At 68.3% G+C, this 15980-nt stretch carries 18 protein-coding genes; 14 read left to right on the forward strand and 4 right to left on the reverse strand.

Annotated elements, in window-relative coordinates:
• The first annotated feature begins 178 nt into the window (after positions 1–178).
• From OVA13_RS14185 to OVA13_RS14205, 5 genes are all read left to right on the forward strand, one after another.
• A complete protein-coding gene (locus OVA13_RS14185) occupies positions 179–529 on the forward strand; it encodes a hypothetical protein (protein ID WP_267791113.1) in 351 nt (116 codons plus the stop codon).
• Between the two features lie 82 nt (positions 530–611).
• The gene (locus OVA13_RS14190) at positions 612–1175 is read left to right on the forward strand and encodes a hypothetical protein (protein WP_267791114.1); all 564 of its coding nucleotides are present in this window, start codon (positions 612–614) and stop codon (positions 1173–1175) included.
• Positions 1176–1265: 90 nt separating this feature from the next.
• On the forward strand, positions 1266–1631 hold the full coding sequence (locus OVA13_RS14195; RefSeq protein ID WP_267791115.1) for a hypothetical protein: 366 nt from the start codon (positions 1266–1268) through the stop codon (positions 1629–1631).
• 556 nt (positions 1632–2187) lie between these two features.
• On the forward strand, positions 2188–2469 hold the full coding sequence (locus OVA13_RS14200) for a hypothetical protein (protein WP_267791116.1): 282 nt from the start codon (positions 2188–2190) through the stop codon (positions 2467–2469).
• A gap of 119 nt (positions 2470–2588) precedes the next feature.
• Positions 2589–2891, forward strand: coding sequence for a hypothetical protein (locus tag OVA13_RS14205; protein ID WP_267791117.1), 303 nt, complete (start codon positions 2589–2591; stop codon positions 2889–2891).
• Positions 2892–2987: 96 nt separating this feature from the next.
• On the opposite strand, the gene OVA13_RS14210 is transcribed toward OVA13_RS14205, so the two are convergent.
• On the reverse strand, positions 2988–3383 hold the full coding sequence (locus OVA13_RS14210; RefSeq protein ID WP_267791118.1) for a hypothetical protein: 396 nt from the start codon (positions 3381–3383) through the stop codon (positions 2988–2990).
• A 126-nt stretch (positions 3384–3509) separates the two neighbouring features.
• On the reverse strand, positions 3510–5009 hold the full coding sequence (locus OVA13_RS14215) for an AAA family ATPase (RefSeq protein ID WP_267791119.1): 1500 nt from the start codon (positions 5007–5009) through the stop codon (positions 3510–3512).
• A 168-nt stretch (positions 5010–5177) separates the two neighbouring features.
• Here OVA13_RS14215 and OVA13_RS14220 point away from each other — a divergent pair, with 168 nt between their 5' ends.
• The 9 genes from OVA13_RS14220 (at position 5178) to OVA13_RS14260 (ending at position 14096) form a co-directional block, all read left to right on the forward strand.
• On the forward strand, positions 5178–5810 hold the full coding sequence (locus OVA13_RS14220; RefSeq protein ID WP_267791120.1) for a ParA family protein: 633 nt from the start codon (positions 5178–5180) through the stop codon (positions 5808–5810).
• 21 nt (positions 5811–5831) lie between these two features.
• On the forward strand, positions 5832–6308 hold the full coding sequence (locus OVA13_RS14225) for a SixA phosphatase family protein (RefSeq protein WP_267791121.1): 477 nt from the start codon (positions 5832–5834) through the stop codon (positions 6306–6308).
• On the forward strand, positions 6305–6886 hold the full coding sequence (locus tag OVA13_RS14230) for a YceI family protein (RefSeq protein WP_267791122.1): 582 nt from the start codon (positions 6305–6307) through the stop codon (positions 6884–6886). Before OVA13_RS14225 ends, OVA13_RS14230 begins: the two co-directional genes overlap by 4 nt.
• Positions 6883–8856 (forward strand): phospholipase D family protein, encoded by a 1974-nt coding sequence (locus tag OVA13_RS14235; RefSeq protein ID WP_267791123.1) that lies wholly within the window; start codon positions 6883–6885, stop codon positions 8854–8856. The genes OVA13_RS14230 and OVA13_RS14235 overlap by 4 nt, the downstream gene beginning before the upstream one ends.
• Before the next feature lie 88 nt (positions 8857–8944).
• Positions 8945–9373 (forward strand): hotdog fold thioesterase, encoded by a 429-nt coding sequence (locus OVA13_RS14240; RefSeq protein WP_267791124.1) that lies wholly within the window; start codon positions 8945–8947, stop codon positions 9371–9373.
• Between the two features lie 67 nt (positions 9374–9440).
• Entirely contained in the window at positions 9441–10238 is a 798-nt protein-coding gene (locus tag OVA13_RS14245) for a lysophospholipid acyltransferase family protein (protein WP_267791125.1), read from the forward strand.
• 99 nt (positions 10239–10337) lie between these two features.
• Positions 10338–11324 (forward strand): YheT family hydrolase, encoded by a 987-nt coding sequence (locus OVA13_RS14250; RefSeq protein WP_267793541.1) that lies wholly within the window; start codon positions 10338–10340, stop codon positions 11322–11324.
• 51 nt (positions 11325–11375) lie between these two features.
• Positions 11376–13448: a tetratricopeptide repeat protein gene (locus tag OVA13_RS14255; protein ID WP_267791126.1), complete on the forward strand. Its 2073-nt coding sequence runs from the start codon at positions 11376–11378 to the stop codon at positions 13446–13448.
• Positions 13449–13487: 39 nt separating this feature from the next.
• On the forward strand, positions 13488–14096 hold the full coding sequence (locus OVA13_RS14260; RefSeq protein ID WP_267791127.1) for a YbhB/YbcL family Raf kinase inhibitor-like protein: 609 nt from the start codon (positions 13488–13490) through the stop codon (positions 14094–14096).
• Between the two features lie 66 nt (positions 14097–14162).
• On the opposite strand, the gene OVA13_RS14265 is transcribed toward OVA13_RS14260, so the two are convergent.
• Positions 14163–14996 carry an META and DUF4377 domain-containing protein gene (locus OVA13_RS14265; protein ID WP_267791128.1) on the reverse strand — a complete coding sequence of 278 codons (834 nt, stop codon included), beginning with the start codon at positions 14994–14996 and terminating at the stop codon, positions 14163–14165.
• A 148-nt stretch (positions 14997–15144) separates the two neighbouring features.
• Positions 15145–15942 (reverse strand): undecaprenyl-diphosphate phosphatase, encoded by a 798-nt coding sequence (locus OVA13_RS14270; RefSeq protein ID WP_267791129.1) that lies wholly within the window; start codon positions 15940–15942, stop codon positions 15145–15147.
• Between the last annotated feature and the right edge of the window lie 38 nt (positions 15943–15980).

Raw genomic sequence — 15980 nt, forward strand, 5'->3', positions numbered from 1 at the left:
GCCTTCCTCATCGGCTTGCTCGCCGGGAAAGGTGGGTATGCCCCAAGAGTTGGTGCGGGGCGCTGATGGGATCTATCACGTGCGCGCCAGCAACGAAACTCCCGGCCAATAGGCGGGTGCCAATTCACTCAAGCCGCCGCCGCTTCGCGGGCCGGTCCTAATTCAGGCGTTGGTCCACATGGAAGAGTCCCGAAAGCCCAATCACATCCCAAAGGGCGAGAGAATTGGCTACGTCATCTTCTCGGTGTTCCTGCTTGGTTACGGCACATATGGCGTCTGGGTGAACGACTTGTTCGTTCCCGGCCGCAGGTCTCGCGGGGTCCACCTCCACGACGGCACGGCTTGGATGATGTACGGCGCAATTGTCTGCGCCTGCTTGGTGATGCTCAGTGTTGTCGTTGATCACTACGACCGCCGGGACAACGAAACCAACTATCGCCTCTTCGCCGATGTCTTCAAGGGCATTGGTTGGGTCATGTTTGGGGTGTCCCTGCTGTTTGGCTTCATCAATCAGCCCCATGGTTCATGACGTTCGTCGTCCGCGGCCTGACAGTTCGTGCACGCCAAACCCGCTTCGCGGGTCGGTTCAATTCCGGCAATAGGGGTTCCTCATGGGAGTGCGCAGCATCCTGATGATTGCATTGGCGCTCGCCGCGCCAGCTTGCTCGCAGCAGGCGGAGCCTGAGCAAGCGCATGCGGCGTTCGAAAAAGCCATCAAGAATCGGTCCACCTCGCCCTACTTCGTAAAAGTCAAATTGATTGACGCAAGTGCCAATCAAAGACTTACATCCTGCGTTACGGCCAACCTGCTCCGGGGTGCGCTCCACCTTGAGCATGGGTTGCCATACAACGAGGCCGGAACCACCGCCATGGAAGATCTCGCCACGTCCAACAATGGGCAGGAGTTTTCCTTCAGGTCGCCATCCGCGCTACAGAACATGCCCTGGCATCCATCGGCCTCCGAGCTGGCAGAGGCCGCATCCATGGCAGCAAGCATGAGTGACGAAACCCTGAGGCAATCTCTGGAGAAGGGAGCGCTGCGTGACTTCTATACGGAGCATCCCCGCCACAGAGAGCGCATGGGGGCAGTCGCATGCGCACTCATCGACCGGGGCTTCGTTCCGCGCGTGGCGGACATGACGGGTTCCTTGTATGTTGAAGATTCAGGCGCCTAGCCATTCGGGTTCAACAGTTGTCAGCAGTTTGGTGGATCCCGACGCCTTGGCAGGCACGTGTCCGGATGGATTCGATCAAAGGAGCATTGAATGCGCATCGTGCTGACGTTCTTCATCATGACCCTGGCGCTCTTGGCGTCGGATGCATCCCAGGCCGTCCAGCCGGCTGCCTATCAGGTGTCGGCCACGCTGTCGCATGCGGGAAAGCCGTTCGCGGCGCCGATGGTCAGTGTGCAGGAGGGCAAGCCTGCCCGGATCGAGGTCTCGGGTGCGGAGGGCTACACGTTCACCGTCACCGTTACGGATCTGGCCCCCGACAGGATCAAGGTGGCGGCCACGCTGGATTCCTCGCATGGCGCGATGGCGCCTACCGTGGTGGTTCGTCCGGGAGAACCGGCCAGCGTGGTGACAGGGGGGATTGAACTCACGCTGACGGTCCTGCGGCATGGCGGCTGATCGCTCGTTCCCGTCGATCGCGCCATGGCCCGGAAAGGCGCGGACATGGGGCGCCGTCAAGCCTTCCGTCATCTCGACGGTCCTGTCGATCCTGCTGGCGGGATGCGTCAACGACGTATTGGACGCGTCATATCCCTCCATGGCCGATGCGGTCTCCCAGGGTGCCGTTGTCAGGGGTTGGATACCGCCGTGGCTGCCACCGCAAGCGAGCGATCTCCGGGAGGTCCACAGTGTGGACAGCAGCGCGAGCGCGCTTGCGTTCGTCAGGCCTGAAGGGCAGGCGTGGTTGCTTCCCGATCAGTGTCGCCCCGTTGCGTTTGCGGATACGGCGCCGTCCAGGTTCAGACGATCATGGTGGCCTTCTTCCAAGGAGATGGCGTCTGCCTTCATCTTCTTCCAATGCGACGCGGACGCATCACCCAATTCCACCTTCGTCGCCATTGAGCGATCGGGCTGGCGCGGACTCCACTGGCGTACCCATGCCCGCTGACATCCCCGCACGGCTCGACCCATCCCGCGGATTGATGCCACGTGGGCGTCGGGCGCCCGAATGAGCATGTCCGCAGCCATCCAACATCCCTGGGCTCTCGCGGTTGCAGGACTGGCGTGCGTTCCCGTCTATGGCGCATGGGGCCGGCTGCTTTTCGGTTCGTGGCGCAGTGGCATCGCGGCCCTGGGCTGGGTGTTCACGCGCGACAAGGCGTCGTTCTTTCGCGGCGACTATGTTGACGACAAATTTGCCGAGATCCGGCTGATGGCCTGGCTGGTGCTCTGCGGGATAACGACGGCCGCGGCATACAAGGGGTTGTCTCTCGTCATCGAGGGGCTCGGCTTCTGATCCTTTCACCCCATCCTGCGAGACTCCTTGACGTCATTGCCGCTCGTCGTGACGATGCCGTCGTTGCCCTGGGAAACGGCTGACTGGCGTCAAGGCTTATGGACACGATAGCGACGGTGATGGCTGTAGCGCTCTCGGAGCTGGTTGCTCTGTGGATCATCTATCGCGTCTGGCGAGGTCCCAGCCACGTGATCGAGAAGATCGGGATCTCGGCGCTGGCGCTGATCCCCGTCGTGGGCCCCGTGCTTGCACTCTTTGTCTCGAATGATCCGGGGCCCGCCCATCCCTCCCTTCGCGACAACTCAAGGTATCAAACCGATGTATACGATCGTTGGCGCGACGTCATTGACGAGAAGAATCCGACTGCACGGCGGCGCAAGTGGAGGGATCTCAGGCGAACCCCGCGCAACGGCAAGGCATGAGCGCAATGGCCGTGCAATGGTTCTTTGTACGAAAACCTTCGACAGACGCGATAACTGCCGCGAAACCCGTGCCGCCACACCGCCGGTATTCAAACCTCAGCGCGCCTTGCGCTTGTTGCTCAAGCGTCGGTCATTGGCCATCGCCATGCGGCGATAGGGGGCGACGCCGGCGGTGGCCAGGGTCAGCAGCGCATCCTGCGGGGAGGGCAGGGCTTTCGGGGCGAAGGCCCACGGCATCCAGAAGGCCCAGGCCGCCTGCGTGGCGGCCGTGTTCAATGTCATGGCGTAGCGGGTCATGCCCATCCAGGACTCCCACGCGGCCGAAACCTTTTCGTTGGACATCAGCGCGAACTCGCGGCGATCGCGCGCCGAGGGCCGGCTGCCCGCCGCCGCCATCTGCGCCATGCGATGGGCCACGACGACGGGTGCGGCGGTTCCCAGTTCCATCAGGTGCGTGCCCAGGGTGCTTGCGGCGCTGCGATTGCGGTTCATGGTGATCTCCTGGGGCCTTCACCATGCGCGCAGGCGCGTATGCGGTGGGTGAATGCGGCGATGCAGGCCGATGCGCGGTTCAGGCCGATGGCGTCGCCGCCGCAACGGGCAGGACGCGGACCGGGATCAGTCCGCCGGCACCGTGCGTTCCCGCGCCCATTCGCGCAGCGCCTGCACCTGTTCGGCCATCAGCACCGACAGCGGGCGGGTGTTGCGGATCTCGTGCATCACCAGCTCGGTGTCCAGCGGCTTCTGTTCGGCATGCGCGGCGTACATCGCCGAGACGATGGCCTGTTCCAGCTCCGCGCCGGAGAAACCGTCGGCGGCCGCCGCCAGCGCGGGCAGGTTGAAGGTGTCGGGGTCCAGCTGGCGACGGCCCAGGTGCACGCGCAGCACGTCTACGCGGGCATCGGGCGAGGGCAGGTCGACGAAGAAGATCTCGTCAAAGCGGCCCTTGCGCAGCAGTTCCGGCGGCAGGTCCTGTACCTGGTTGGCGGTCGCCACTAGGAAGACTTGCCCGCTGTTCGCGCCGGCCTTGCGTTCGGCCATCCACGTGAGCAGGTAGCCGAGCACGCGGCGCGACACGCCACCGTCCTCGTCGCCGCCGCTGGCCAGGCCTTTCTCGATCTCGTCGATCCACAGCACGCAGGGCGCCAGCTGTTCGGCCGAGGCCAGCGCGGCGCGCAGGTTCTTCTCGGTTTCACCGTGGTACTTGTCGTACAGGGTGCCGAAATCCAGCCGCAGCAGCGGCACGCCGAAACCGGCGGCGGTGGCCTTGGCCAGCATCGACTTGCCGCAGCCCTGCACGCCCAGCAGCAGCACGCCCTTGGGCAGGTCCAGCCCGGGCGGCGGGTTGCCGGAGACGAACACTGCGCGGCGCTGTTCGATCCAGCGCTTCAGGCGGCTGGCACCGGCGACGTCGGCGAACTTCGCCGTGTCGTATTCGTAGTGCAGGTGGCCGCTGCGGTTGAGCAGTTCGAACTTGAGCTTGTTCAGCGCGGGCAGGTCGCTGCTGGTCAGCGCGCCGTCGGCGAAGATCAGCTGCCGCGCGATGCGGCGCGCATCCACCAGACTCAGACCCTGCAGGTTGCGCACGATCTGCTTGACCGCCTCGCCGTCGGCTTCCACGCGGCGGCCGCCGTGCTCGCGGGCGTAGTGGTCGGCTTCCTCGCGCACCATCTTCAGCAGGGCGTTGCCGTCGGGCAGGCGCGGGTTGAAGCGCACGGCCAGGGCTTCCAGTTCGGACGGCAGCTCGATCTTCGCGCCCACCAGCACCACCACGTGCGGCAGGCTGTGGCGGCGCTGCATGATGTCGCGCAGCTGGCGCTGGCTGCTGGCGTAGCCCAGGTAGGGGTGGAAATCGAGCAGCAGGTAGATGCCGCGCTGGTCGGCCTGCTTGATCGCCTGCAGGGCGGCGCTGGCGTCCGGCGGGCCGACGGCGTCGTCTTCGCGGTCCATGTCCAGCCGGCGCAGGCCTTCGGTGATCGTCCAGCGATGCAGTGCCCGCCATACCTGGCCCAGGGCCTGCCGGAACAGTTCGACCACGCGGGTTTCGTCCTGGGTCTCGATGACGATCAGCGGCGTATTGGCGCGGATCAGCGCGGTCAGGTCCTGCAGTTCGTTCATGGGCACACCGGTCCTTGGGGAAAGGGAAGATAGCAGGGGAATGCGCGGGGACAGCGCGCTGCGGCGGCAGGCCGGGGGATGGCGCCGCGTCGGTGGGTCATTCCCGGTTGTTCCCGCGTCACCCCCCCCGGTGTACCCTGCGGCTTCCCCGGGCAACGAGGTGCGCGCATGAAGACGATTCTGGTCGCCAGCTCCAAGGGCGGCGCGGGCAAGACCACCCTGGCGACCAATCTGGCCGCGTATTTCGCACTCGATGGCAAACGTACGGTGCTGGTGGATGCCGATCCCCAGCATTCCTCCACCCGCTGGGCCGAGCGCCGGGCGGAGCTGGAAACCGCGGTGCTGCCGATCGACGCCAGCGGCAAGCGCGCCTGGCGCGCCTGGCTGCCGGAGGACGCGGAGCGGGTGGTGATCGATGCCCCGGCCGGCTCGATGGCCGACGACCTGGAGACCTTCATCGAGCACGCCGATGCGGTGGTGGTGCCGGTGCTGCCGTCGGCGCTGGACATCGAGGCGACGGTGGGTTTCCTGAACACCATGGCCAAGGTGCCGCGCGTGCACAAGCGCAAGCTGCCGGTGGGCCTGGTGGTCAACCGCAGCAAGCCGTGGACCAACGCCTCGCAGCAGGCGGTGGAGATGCTGAAGACCTGGCCCTATCCGGTGGTGGCGCAATTGCGCGACACTCAGGCGTACGTCGTGCTGGCGGGCCTGGGCCGCAGCCTGTTCGATTACCGGTCCGCGCAGGTGCGCGATCACCAGGCCGACTGGGACCCGTTGCTGAAATGGATCAAGAAGGCCTGACTTTGAAGGAGCAAGCGTCCCATGCGTGAACTGATCCTGCTGCGCCACGCCCATGCCGAACCGGCCACGCCCGGGCAGTCCGACCTCGACCGCCCGCTGTCGCCGCAGGGCCTGGCCGAAGCCGAGGCCGCCGCCCGCTGGTTGGCCGAGCAGGGCCTGGTGCCGGACCGGGTGCTGTGTTCGCCGGCCCGCCGTTCACGCGAGACGCTGGAAGCGGTGCTGGGCGCCATCGGCTATGTCGAGCAGCGCCTGGAAGACCGCATCTACGAAGCCACCGCCGGCACGCTGGCGGACCTGGCCGACCAGCACCGCGAAGCCGAGCGCCTGCTGATGGTGGGGCACAACCCGGGGTTCGAACGGCTGGCGGCGCTGATGCACAGCGGGCAGTCCGGCGACTACCGCGGCATGCCCACCGCCTCGGTGGTGGTGCTGACGCTGCCGGTCGACGCGACCATCGAGCCGGGCGTGGCCAGCCTGTCCGCCTTCTGGTGGCCATGACACCCGGCAGTCCGCTGGTCCGGCTGGGTGCGCTCGGCCTGGGCCTGCTGGCGGCGTGGCCGCTGCAGGCCAGCGAGAAAAGCGATTTCGACCCGGCCCACACGCGGCTTGGGTTCGAGCTGCGCACGCGCTGGGGCCAGGTGCTGGACGGCGTGTTCAAGCGCTACGAAGGCGACGTGACCCGGCTTCCCGATGGCCGCCACCAGGTGCGGCTGCGCATGTACACCCGCGACGTCGAGATCCTGGGTCACCCGCGCTACAGCGAATGGGCACGCAGCGAGAAATTCTTCGACGCCGACCGCTACCCGGTGGTGGTGTTCACCTCCAAGCCGTACGACGAGCGCCTGCTGCGCGAGGGCGGCAAGCTGGAAGGCGACCTGAGCATCAAGGGGATCAACCGCGCGCGCAGCCTGGATGTCGCACCGTCCACCTGCGACCGCCCCGCCAGGGACTGCGACGTGCTGGCCACCGGTGCGGTGCGCCGCAGCGACTACGACATGGATGACTGGATGGTGGCGGTGAGCGACCGCGTGGTGTTCGTACTGCGCGCACGCGTAAGGGATGGGGCGCAGCCGTGAACCGCCGTGCCGTTTCCCTGGCCGTGCGTTGCGCGGCGATCTGGCTTGCGTTGCTGTGCAGCGCGTGCGCCAGCCTGAGCGATGCGCAGCGCGACCGTGCCGCCGGCATCGCGGCGGCGGCGCGCTCGGACGTGGTCGAATGCACGCAGCCCGATGCCTGCGCGCTATCCTCGCCGTTGTATGACCTTGGGGCGCGTGCACGGGCCGAATCCACGCCGCAGGCACCGCGCCACTACGCGGTGATCCTGGACGAAGGCCAGGGCGCGCTGCTGGCGCGGCTCAACCTGATCCGCAGCGCGCGCCAGCGCATCGACCTGCAGACCTACATCTTCGACAAGGACGACAGCGCCCGCCTGGTGCTGGACGAATTGCTGGCCGCGGCGCGACGAGGCGTGAAGGTGCGCCTGCTGATCGACCAGCTGTCGGCCATCGCCGACCTGGAGATCCTGGCGGCGCTGTCGGGCGCGCACGACAACTTCAGCATCCGCATCTACAACCCCAGCTTCGGCAAGGCCAAGCTCAACTACCTGGACTATGCGGGCAGCGTGCTGTGCTGCTTCCGCCGCTTCAACCAGCGCATGCACACCAAGCTGCTGCTGGTGGACGAGCGCATCGGCATCAGTGGCGGCCGCAACTACCAGGACGACTATTACGACTGGGACGCCGAATACAACTTCCGCGACCGCGACGTGCTGGTGGCCGGGCCCGAAGCCGCGGCCATGGCGGGCAACTTCCAGGCCTTCTGGGATGCCCGCCGCAGCGTGCCGGCGGAGCGCCTGAATGACGTCGGCCGCACCCTGCTGGACGGTGGGGTGCCCGCCATGCCGGTGCCGTCCTACCTGCGGCCGGAGCGGGTGCAGGCGCTGTCGCTGGAAGCCAACGACGCCGGCGTGATCGAGCAGCGCTTCGTGCAGGCCGCGTATCCGGTCGGCGCCGTGCAGTACGTGGCCGACCTGCCGCAGAAGCACCGCCGCGAGCGCGCGGACAACGCGGCGCCGGCCGCCCCCGAACTGGAGGCGCTGATCGCCGGCGCGCAGACCGAAGTGCTGCTGCAGACGCCGTACCTGGTGCTGTCCAAGCAGGCACAGAACCTGTTCCGCGCCCTGCGCCAGCGGCAACCGCCGCCGCGGGTCATCGTGTCCACCAACAGCCTGGCGGCCACCGACAATCCCATCGTTTACTCGATGTCGTTCAAGTACAAGCGCCGCTACCTGCGCGAGTTCGGCTTCCAGATCCACGAGTACAAGCCGTTCCCGGAAGACGCGCCGGTGGACTACGCCGCGTTGATGCCGGATGGTCCGCCGCTGGCGACGGAAGGCGAGGTTTCTTCCCGCACGGCATCGGGCAGCGGGGGAATCCGCGGGCCATCGGGTTCGCTCGGGCCCTCGGGGAACGCCAGCGCGGGCGAGACCACGCGCCGCCTGCAGCGCACCGAGTCGCGTCCGTCGTTCTTCAGCAGTGGCGCGGCCACCGAACCCCTGCCGCTGAAGCGCGCGGGCGTGCGCATGGGCCTGCATGCCAAGTCGATGGTGATCGACGGCGCCACCGCGGTGATCGGCACGCACAACTTCGATCCGCGTTCGGAGAACTACAACACCGAGGCGGCGGTGGTGATCCGCGACGCGGCCTTCGCGCAGGCGCTGGCGGAGAGCATCCGCCGCGACATGTCGCCCCGCAATGCCTGGGTGATCGCCCCGCGCGCGAAGCCGCCGGTGTTCTCGGGCCTGGACTACAGCCTGGGCAAGGTGTCCGAATCGCTGCCGATCTTCGATGTCTGGCCGTGGCGCTACGCCAGCAGCTACGAATTCCAGCCCGGGCCGGAATGCCCGCTGCCGCTGGCGCCGAAGGACCCCGGCTTCCATCGCTGCTATGTGGCCGTGGGGGATTTTCCCGAGGTCAACGTGGGCCCGAAGTGGCTGTACACGCGCGTGCTGACCGCCTTCGGCGCGGGCCTGGTGCCGATCCTCTGAGCGCCGGGTGCGCATGTCCGGCCCTCCGCCCGACCGGCGTATTCTGTAGCGGCATGCCAATCGCCCTTCAACCATCACGGATTCCCCGATGACGTTCCGCGCCCCCGTCGACCTTGCCGCCCTGAATGCCTTCGCACGCGACAGCCTGGTGTCGCACCTGGGCATCGTGATGACCGAGGCGGGCGAGGACTGGCTGCGCGCGACGATGCCGGTGGACCGTCGCACGGTGCAGCCGTTCGGCATCCTGCATGGCGGCGCGTCGGTGGTGCTGGCCGAAACGCTGGGCAGCATGGCCGGCAACCTGTGCGTGGACACGACGAAGGAAATGGTGGTGGGGCTGGAGATCAATGCCAACCACCTGCGCGCGATGCGCGATGGCGTGGTCACCGGCACCGCGCGTGCGCTGCACATCGGGCGCAGCACGCAGGTGTGGGAGATCCGCATCGAGAACGACGACGGCAAGCCCGTCTGCATCTCGCGACTGACCCTGGCGGTGGTGCCGGTGCCGAAAGCGTGACCGGCGCTGTCCCTGCGACGGGCACGGACGCATTCCGCCGGACCCCGCCATCCGGTATCGTGACGGGATGAGCAACCCCCCCGTCCCTGCCGCCGGTGGCGGCAGTGTGGCGCGTGCGTTTCGTTACCTGTACCGCGTGCCGCTGCTGCTGATCCACCTGTTGGTGTTCCTGCCCCTCATCCTGGTGTGCATGCTGCCTCCGCAGGGCGGCATCGCCGTGGGCGGGGAGCGGCTAGAGGAATGGGTGGTCCGCAAGTGGTCTGCCGGCCTGATGCGCATCTTCGGCTTCCGCCTGCGCCGCGTGGGAACCCCGTTGCCGGGCGCGACGATGTTCGTCGCCAACCACGTCAGCTGGATCGACATCGAGGCGCTGCACAGCCAGCGCATGATGGGGTTCGTGGCCAAGCACGAGATCCGCAGTTGGCCGGTGGTGGGCTGGCTGGCGTCGCGCGGGCAGACCATCTTCCACCAGCGCGGCAGCCAGGAATCCCTGGGTGGCGTGCTGCACGAGATGATGCTCCGCCTGCGCAGCGGCAAGTCGGTGGGCGTCTTCCCGGAAGGCCGCACCCGCGACGGCCATGCGGTGGGACCGTTCCATGCGCGCATCTTCCTGGCGGCGGTGGAGGCCGGTGTGCCGGTGCAGCCGGTGGCGCTGCGCTATGGCGCGCGCGGCAGCGCGCAGCCGGTGGTGGCGTTCGGGCCGAAGGAGAGCTTCTTCGCCAATTTCGTGCGCTTGCTGGGCGAGCCGGCACGCAGCGCCGACATCTGCTTCCTGGAGCCGATCCGCGTCGCCGACGTGGAAGGACGCCGGCGCATCGCCGAGCTGTCGCGCGAGCGCATCGTGCAGGCGATGGCCGCCGGTTAACCGGTCGCGGCGCGGTTTTGCGTTGTCAGGGGAAAACCGAGGGCATACTCCACTGACCGGTGTCACCCTCACACCACCCGGCTCGCGACTCCCACGATGATCACTGCTGCCGACTACCGTCCTCCACGCTGGCTGCGCAACGCGCACGTGCAATCCGTGCTGGGTTCCAGCCCGCTCCGCAGTCGGCGGGGCATGCGCGCCTTGAGCGGCACCGGTGCGGTGACCACGGCGCATATCGTGGATGGCGGCGACGGCGTGCGGCTGCAGGGCCTGCACAGCCACCTGCCGGGCCAGGCATCGCGCGGGTTGGCGCTGCTGCTGCACGGCTGGGAAGGCAGTGCCGAATCCAGCTACATGCGGACGACCGCCGCGCAGCTGCTGGCACGCGGATTCGAGGTGTTCCGCCTGAACTTCCGCGACCACGGCGACACCCACCACCTCAACGAAGACCTCTTCCACTCCAACCGGCTGGACGAGGTGATGCACGCGGCGCTGGACGTGTCGCGGCGGTTCGCGTCGGGCCCGATGCGGCTCGCCGGCTACTCGCTGGGTGGCAATTTCGCGTTGCGGCTGGCGTTGCGCGCACCCGAGGCGGGCCTGGCGCTGGCGCACGTGGCGGCGGTGTGCCCGCTGCTGGACCCGGCCACGACGATGGACCGCATCCAGAACGGCATGCCGTTCTACGACTGGTACTTCACCCGCAAGTGGCGCAGCTCGCTGGTCCGCAAGCGCGACCTGTTCCCGCAGCGGCATGACTTCGACGACGCCACGCTGGCGCTGGACATCCGCGCGCTGACCGACTGGCTGGTGCAGCGGCATACCGGGTTCGGCACGCTGGAGGCGTACTTCGACGGCTACTCCATCGCCGGCGACCGGCTGGCGGGTCTTCAGGTGCCGGCGCACATCCTGATGGCCGAGGACGACCCGGTCATTCCGTTCGACACGTTCCGCGACTGGGTGCTGCCCCCGCAGGCCACGCTGGAGATCGCCCCGTGGGGCGGGCATTGCGCGTTCATCGAAAACGCCGCCTGCGACGGCTATGCCGAGCGCTGGGTGGCCGACCGGCTGACCGCCGGCGCGGCCTGAGCCCGCGCCGCGACCGCTACAATAGGCGTTTGCCCGAACGCCGGTAGCCCCATGTACGACTCGATCATTGATGCCCTGCGCCGTGGCGCCGCGGGCGACGCCCTGGCCGCCGCGGAAGCGCTGGTGGCCGACCGCCCCGACGATGCGCAGGCGCACCGCTGGCTGTCCGCCGCCCAGCAGCAGGTCGGCCAGGCCGAGGCCGCGCTGGCCAGCATCGACCGCGCGATCGCGCTGGCCCCGGAGAACGCCGAGCTGCACCTGGCCCGCGCCGGCGTGCTGATCGGCAGCCGCCGCCCCGACGAGGCGCAGGCCGCGCTGTCCAGCGCCAGCGGGCTGGACCCCAACCAGTTCGGCGCTTACCTGATCCAGGCGCAGCTGGCACTGGGTCGCGGCGACCTGGACGAAGCCGAGCGCTACAACCGCCTGGCCGCGCGTGTCTCGCCCGATCACCCGCAGCTGGCCGCCGTCGACGGCATGGTCACCCTGCGCCGCGGCGATGCGGACCGCGCGCTGAAGATCGTCTCCGCCGCCATGCAGGCGGCGCCTGACGACGCCCAGCTGCGTTACGCGCTGGGCTTCATCCACATGGCGCTGGGGCACTGGGCGTTCGCCGAGCAGGCCTTCCGCGGCATCGTCGACAAGACCCCGGGCACGCACAGTCTGCGCAGCCTGATCGCCGACCTGGTCCGCCGTCAGGGGCGTCCCGCTGACGCCGCCGATGAGCTGCAGGTGATGGTTGCCCAGACCGGTACCGACAACCCGGCCCTGCATCGCCACATCGGCCAGCTGCGGCTGGCCGCCGGCCAGAACGATGAAGCGTTGAAGGCACTGCGCGTGGCGCTGGCCGCACAGCCGCGCGAACGCGCCACGCTGCTGGCGATCATCGAGGCCTGGCGTCGCCTCGGCGCGCAGGACGATGCGCGTGCCAGCCTGGATGCCGCGTTGGCCACCACGCCCGATTCGCATGAGCTGTGGCTGTCTCGCCTGGTGTTCGAAGCGGTCGGCAGCGCCGAGGCGCGCGCCGTGGTCGAACGCTGGGTCGCGGCCATGCCGACCCACCTGCCGGCGCTGGAAGCGCAGATGACCGTGCTGGACGCCGCCGGCGAGGCTGACGGCGCCGAAGCCGTCGCGCTGCGCATCGTCGAACTCGATCCGGGCCGCACCAGCGGCGAGCAGCGCGTGGTCGAAGCCCTGCTGGCCCGCGACCCCGACGCCGCCATCGCGCGCGTCACCGGCATCATCGCGGGCGTGCAGGACGTGGCGCAGCAGCAGAGCCTGCGCGGCTGGCTGGGGTTCGTGCAGGACCGTGCCGGCCGCCACGCCGATGCGGTGGCCACCTGGTCCGCCCTGGCGCACGAGCTGGCGCCGTCGCGCCTGCCGCTGTGGACGCCCACCGCTCCGCCCGCGGAATGGCCTGCGCGCGCGCAGCAGCCCGACGGCCCGGCGGCACGCCCCATGCTGTTGTGGGGCGCGCCGGGAACGGTGGTGGAATCGCTGGCGGGCGTGATCGGTTACATCACCGACGAGTTCCGCGGCGACCGCTTCCTGCCGCAACCGCCGAAGGACGGTTTCCAGAACTACACCACGCCGGCCGCACTGGCGTCCGGCGCGCTGTCGGGCCAGGCGCTGATCGCCGAATGGCAGGCCACGCTGCCCGCGCGCGGCATCCACGACGGCAAGGTGGTGGACTGGCTGCTGTGGTGGGACAACGCGCTGCTGCATGCGCTGCGTCCGCACCTGCCGCAGGGCCTGCTGCTCATCGCCGTACGCGATCCGCGCGATGCCTTCCTCGACTGGATGGCGTTCGGCTCGCCGGCGCCGTTGGCGCTGGACGACCTGCAGGAAGGCGCGCAGTGGATGGCCACGCTGTTCGGCCAGATCGCCGACCTGCACGAGCAGGACCTGTACGAACACCGGCTGATCCGCATGGACGCCATCAAGGACGACGCCGGTGGCGTGTCCGCGGCGCTGGGCGAAGCGCTGGGCGCGCAGCTGCCGGTGCCGCCGTCCTCGGGCGCGCGCCGTTTCCCGGAAGGCCACTGGCGCCACTACGCCGCCGCACTGTCCGGTCCGTTCGCCGCGCTCACGCCGGTGGCGGTGCGCCTGGGTTATCCGGAAGCCTGATTCCCGCACGCCGCGGAAGAACGACATAGGGAGCACGCCATGCGTCTGTGGAGCGACAGTTTCAGCAACACCCAGCCCATCCCGGCCGAATTCGCGATGGGCCAGCCGGACGGATTCGCACCCAACCGCAATCCGCACCTGGCCTGGGACGATGTGCCGGCCGGGACGAAGTCATTCGCGCTGTTGTGCATCGATCCGGATGCGCCGACCGTGCCGGAAACCGTCGGTCGCGACGACCTGCAGATCCCGGTGGACCAGGTGCGCGGCGATTTCGTCCACTGGGCGATGGTCGACATCGCGCCGGATGTGCGCGTGATTGCCGCGGGCAGCTGCAGTGATGGCGTCACCGCGAAAGGGAAGCAGCAACCTGCCGGCCCGAAAGGCGCGCGGCAGGGCCTGAACGGCTACACCGGCTGGTTTGCCGGCGATGCGCAGATGGGCGGCGACTACTTCGGTTACGACGGTCCGTATCCGCCGTTCAACGACCTGCGCACGCATCGCTACTTCTTCCGCCTGTTCGCGCTGGACGTGGCCACGCTGGACCTGCCGGCGCGCTTCACCGCCGCGGACGTGCTGCGTGCCATGCAGTCGCACGTGCTGACGGAAGCGACGCTGCATGGCACGTATTCGTTGAACACGAAGGCCTGAGAGCGGGCGCCTGACGACGGGGCTTTTCCCGTCGCCACCTGCGTCGCTCCTGCAACGAGCGGGGGCTCAGCGCTTCACGCTTTCCGATTCCACCACCATGTCCAGCACGTACGCGCGGGCTGAGCCGTCGGCAGGCGGGTTCTTCACGGTGTAGCGATCCACGCGCAGCACGTTGCGGACGCCGGGCTCGTGCGTGTAGCCCTCGATGCTGTCGTGGAAATGCTGGAACTCGCCGGGCGTGCCGGTCTTGATGCCTTTGTCGTCGTACTCGATCTCGCGCACCTGCAGGCACTGCTTGTCGGGGATCAGCGGGTGGCTGCACGGCCTGGTGTCCGCGGCGACTTCAAGGAACACGCGCTCGCCGGGGCCGCCGTAGCGGGTTTGCGCCGTGGGGTCGCCTCCGAACATCAACTTGTCGCCCTGGGTCGTGGTCAAGGTCAGTTGGGTGACGCCATCCTGCGTAGCAGCCAGTGTCAGTGGGCCCTCCAGGCGCTTGCCGGCTTCCTGGTCCAGCGCCATCAGCGTGCTGTCGGTGCAGGCCATCATCGTGGATACCATGCGGCCGACCGTCAGCGTGTCGCCCGCCAGCGTGTAGCTGCCGCCCATGCGGTTGCAGGTGTTGCCGACCGACAGGCGACCGTCGCGGAAATCCAGTTGCAGCGGTTTGTCCGCGCGTGCGAACAAGGCGTCGATGCGCTGGCCGTTGGCGTCCGTCGCCTGCATGAGGCGCCAGTGATACTGCGGCAGCAGCGTGGAAGCATCGATCGGCGCCGCAGGGGGAGCGGGGGTCGATGACGTGGCGACCGGTGTTTCGGCGGGAACCGGCGCGGCCGTCTCGTCGGCGGGCTTCGGGCACCCAGCCAGCAGCAGGGGCAGGGCCAACAGCAGCAGTCGTTTCATGGCGGTTTCCTCGGACAGGGGTCCATGCAAACGCATGAACGCTTAGAACGGGGTGAAGGCTGGCAGCGCAATGTCTGCCGTGCCGCCGCGCGACGGGCTTGCCTTCAACGGCCCCGATCGCGACTCACGTCGCTCCCGCGGGCGAAGGTCAGCTGCCGACCGGCATCAGCAACAGCAGCAGCCCGCCCAGCACGATGCGGTAGATGGCGAAGCCGGTGAAGCGGTGCGCCTTGATGAAACCCAGCAGCCACTTCACCACGACGAAGCCGGTGGCCGTGGCCGCTGCGAAGGCCAGGGCGACGGCGGCCCAGTTCTCGCTGCCGAGGGCGTCGTCCTTGACCAGTTCCAGGAACGCGTAGCCGCTGGCCGCGAACATGGTGGGGATGCCCAGCAGAAACACGAACTCCGCCGCCGACGAGCGCCGGCTGGTGCCGGCCAGCATCGCCATGAAGATCGCCGCCGCCGAGCGCGACGTGCCGGGGAAAACACCGGCCACCACCTGCGCCAGCCCGACCAGCACCGCCACTTTCCAGGTGATCGTCGCCACGTCGCCGCGCTTTTCGGCGAAATGCTCGGCCACCAGCATCCACACGCCGCCGAGGATCAAGGCCCAGGCCACCGGGGTGACGGTTTCCGGCAGTTCCCAGCCGGCCAGGCGCACGGGCAGGCCGACCAGCGCGGTGACCAGAAAGGCGGTGGCCAGCTTCAGAGCGTAGTCGCGGGTTTCCGCATCACGCCAGCAGCCTGTCGCCAGTTCCCATATGCGGCGGCGGAACACCAGCGTCGTGGCCAGGATCGCACCGGCCTGGATGACGATGTTGAAGAAGTCCGATTGCTCGCCCAGCCAGTGCTGGGCGATCAGCAGGTGCCCCGTGCTGGAAATGGGCAGGAATTCGGTCAGGCCTTCGAGGATGCCGAGCAGCAGCGCGGCGAGCAGGTCGGTCATGGAGGGGTGCGGGACGCCGGGAAGCGGCCAAGGATAGT

The organism is Pseudoxanthomonas sp. SL93 (assembly GCF_026625825.1).
GTDB lineage: Bacteria > Pseudomonadota > Gammaproteobacteria > Xanthomonadales > Xanthomonadaceae > Pseudoxanthomonas_A.

Coding starts and splice junctions, on each gene's coding strand:
- OVA13_RS14185 (WP_267791113.1), top strand. CDS start 179: ATGGAAGAGTCCCGAAAGCCCAATCACATCCCAAAGGGCGAGAGAATT.
- OVA13_RS14190 (WP_267791114.1), top strand. CDS start 612: ATGGGAGTGCGCAGCATCCTGATGATTGCATTGGCGCTCGCCGCGCCA.
- OVA13_RS14195 (WP_267791115.1), top strand. CDS start 1,266: ATGCGCATCGTGCTGACGTTCTTCATCATGACCCTGGCGCTCTTGGCG.
- OVA13_RS14200 (WP_267791116.1), top strand. CDS start 2,188: ATGTCCGCAGCCATCCAACATCCCTGGGCTCTCGCGGTTGCAGGACTG.
- OVA13_RS14205 (WP_267791117.1), top strand. CDS start 2,589: ATGGCTGTAGCGCTCTCGGAGCTGGTTGCTCTGTGGATCATCTATCGC.
- OVA13_RS14210 (WP_267791118.1), bottom strand. CDS start 3,383: ATGAACCGCAATCGCAGCGCCGCAAGCACCCTGGGCACGCACCTGATG.
- OVA13_RS14215 (WP_267791119.1), bottom strand. CDS start 5,009: ATGAACGAACTGCAGGACCTGACCGCGCTGATCCGCGCCAATACGCCG.
- OVA13_RS14220 (WP_267791120.1), top strand. CDS start 5,178: ATGAAGACGATTCTGGTCGCCAGCTCCAAGGGCGGCGCGGGCAAGACC.
- OVA13_RS14225 (WP_267791121.1), top strand. CDS start 5,832: ATGCGTGAACTGATCCTGCTGCGCCACGCCCATGCCGAACCGGCCACG.
- OVA13_RS14230 (WP_267791122.1), top strand. CDS start 6,305: ATGACACCCGGCAGTCCGCTGGTCCGGCTGGGTGCGCTCGGCCTGGGC.
- OVA13_RS14240 (WP_267791124.1), top strand. CDS start 8,945: ATGACGTTCCGCGCCCCCGTCGACCTTGCCGCCCTGAATGCCTTCGCA.
- OVA13_RS14245 (WP_267791125.1), top strand. CDS start 9,441: ATGAGCAACCCCCCCGTCCCTGCCGCCGGTGGCGGCAGTGTGGCGCGT.
- OVA13_RS14255 (WP_267791126.1), top strand. CDS start 11,376: ATGTACGACTCGATCATTGATGCCCTGCGCCGTGGCGCCGCGGGCGAC.
- OVA13_RS14260 (WP_267791127.1), top strand. CDS start 13,488: ATGCGTCTGTGGAGCGACAGTTTCAGCAACACCCAGCCCATCCCGGCC.
- OVA13_RS14265 (WP_267791128.1), bottom strand. CDS start 14,996: ATGAAACGACTGCTGCTGTTGGCCCTGCCCCTGCTGCTGGCTGGGTGC.
- OVA13_RS14270 (WP_267791129.1), bottom strand. CDS start 15,942: ATGACCGACCTGCTCGCCGCGCTGCTGCTCGGCATCCTCGAAGGCCTG.